The following is a 2,334-nucleotide window of genomic DNA, read 5'->3' on the forward strand; positions in this document are numbered from 1 at the left end:
GCAGCCTATCCGACGGGCAAATGCATCCATGAGCTGTTTGAGGAACAGGCAAGCCGCACGCCGGACCGGACGGCTCTCGTCTTCTTGGGGGATACCATGACCTATGAGGAGCTGAACCGCCAAGCCAACCGGCTGGCCCGCTATCTCCGTGACAAGGATATTGCGGCGGGAAGCGTCGTCGGCATCATGAGCGAGCGCTCTTTCGAGATGGTGATCTCCATTCTGGGCGTTCTCAAAGCGGGAGCCGCCTACGTACCCGTCGACCCGCAGATTTCCGCAGAGCGGAGACGTTATATGCTGGAGGACAGCAATGCCCGCTTGCTGCTCGTTCATCCAGCAAAGGACGGAGCGGATAGCGGCCCGGTTCCAGTAGTCAGCATTCAGGAAGCGCTGGCTTCCGTCAATTCGGCAGATCATCTGGAGCCCGTCAGCCATACGGAAGATCTGATATATATCATGTACACCTCGGGCTCAACGGGCAAACCGAAAGGCGTTATGGTCGAACACGGCTCCGTGCTGAATACATTGTTTTATATGCAGCAGACCTTCCCGGTTCATTCAAACGACGCTCATCTGCTCAAGACTCACTTTGCTTTCGACGTTTCCGTTTCCGAGCTGTTCGGCTGGTTCTTTGAGGGCGGCAAGCTGGTGATCTTGGAACCGGGAGCGGAAAAGGAGCCGGTCAAAATCGTGAAGGCGATCACGGAGCACGGGGTTACCCATGCCAATTTCTCGCCGTCCTTCCTTCAAGCGTTCTCGGAAGATCTTAAGGCAAGAGGAATTCGGGAGCCTGCCAGCTTGCGGTATGCGTTTGCCGCCGGAGAAGCGCTTAAACCCCATGTCGTCAGATCCTTCCATAAACAAGTAAGGGGTACGGAATTGGTCAACGTGTACGGTCCGACGGAAACGGCCATTTATGCGACTTGCCATCGTCTCCGGCAGGACACGCCGGAAGAGCAAGTTCCGATCGGAGCTCCGCTGGCGAATATGCAGGCCTATGTCCTGGACCGTTACAGCCAGCTTTTGCCGATAGGCCTGATCGGGGAACTATGCCTTTCGGGACCGGGCCTTGCGCGCGGATACGCGAATCTTCCCGAACTTACAGCCGAGAAATTTGCTCCGAACCCTTACGGCCCTGGAGAAAAATTGTACCACACCGGAGATTTGGTCCGCAGACGGGATAACGGCACACTGGACTATATTGGCCGGATTGACCATCAAGTCAAAATTCGCGGATTCCGGATTGAGCCTGGCGAGATCGAAGAAACGCTGGCTGCGCATCCGTCGATCTTGTCGGCAGCCGTCATCGCCAGAGAGGATGAGCCTGGCCGTCAGATGCTGGTCGCTTACTGTGTCGTGAATCCGGACACCGAGGTACCGGACGAGGAATGGAAGCGGCATCTGGCCGAGTGGCTGCCGTCGTATATGATTCCTTCCGCCTTTATCCGGCTGGAGTCAATGCCTCTGAACAAGAGCGGAAAGGTCGACCGTTCCGCACTGCCTATTCCCGGCCTTAATAAAGATTCGGAGAATGAATCTGAACAACCGGTAAGCGAAGTGGAACGGAAGTTAATTGAAATAACTGAGTCCATTCTCAACATAACCGGCATTCATCCGAATGATAATTTTTTCGATTTAGGCGGCAATTCGTTGTTGACGATCCGTTTTATCACAGAGATTGAACAGACATTCAGCATCAGTCTGTCACTGATGGATTTCATCGATCTGCCCGTCATCGCAAAATTGGCCAAAACGATTGAATCCCTGCTGCCCGTCGGCGCTTCTTGATCCGTAAGAGGCGCCCGGCAAGCTCTTCACCTTATTCAAATAACGGGGAGTGAAATCATTGACAATTTCGATAAGGAGATATCCGGCGATTGAGCACAGGGAAGAACGGCGGGATTACCCGCTGTCCTATCAGCAGGAACGCGTCCTGTATCTGGACCAGTTGGCGCCGGGTGGCGCCCTTTGGAACTTGATTTCAGCCAAGCGGCTGACGGGCAGGCTGAACGCGGAAGCGATGCGGGGGGCCGTGGAGGAATTGGCCGGGCGTCACGCCGCGCTTCGGACGAAGATTGAACTGGCCCAGCCCCCCCTCCAATCGTTCGGTTCCTTCTCGCCGGAGCAGTTCAGGCTGGTTGACCTGTCCCAAGGGGACCCGGACAGCCGGGAGCAGGCTTTGGCGGAATGGTTCTCCAGGGAATGCCGGGAGCCGATCGACATCCGGGGAGGCGATCCGCTCTTTCAGGCGACCCTGGTACAGTGCGGGGCGGATGAGGCTCTCCTGGTCCTGAAGCTGCATCATATCGTCTCCGATGCGACGACGTTCCAGCT

At 56.0% G+C, this 2,334-nt stretch carries 2 protein-coding genes; both read left to right on the plus strand.

The window, feature by feature from the left end; all coding sequences use genetic code 11:
* A partial coding sequence (locus L691_RS0123345; protein ID WP_025692703.1) for a non-ribosomal peptide synthetase occupies positions 1–1,788 on the plus strand: 1,788 nt, incomplete at its 5' end.
* A 58-nt stretch (positions 1,789–1,846) separates the two neighbouring features.
* On the plus strand, positions 1,847–2,334 hold a 488-nt coding region (locus tag L691_RS0123350; protein ID WP_025692704.1), incomplete at its 3' end, for a condensation domain-containing protein.

The sequence above is a fragment of the Paenibacillus zanthoxyli JH29 genome (genome assembly GCF_000520715.1).
Taxonomy (GTDB): Bacteria; Bacillota; Bacilli; order Paenibacillales; family Paenibacillaceae; genus Paenibacillus_AQ; species Paenibacillus_AQ zanthoxyli.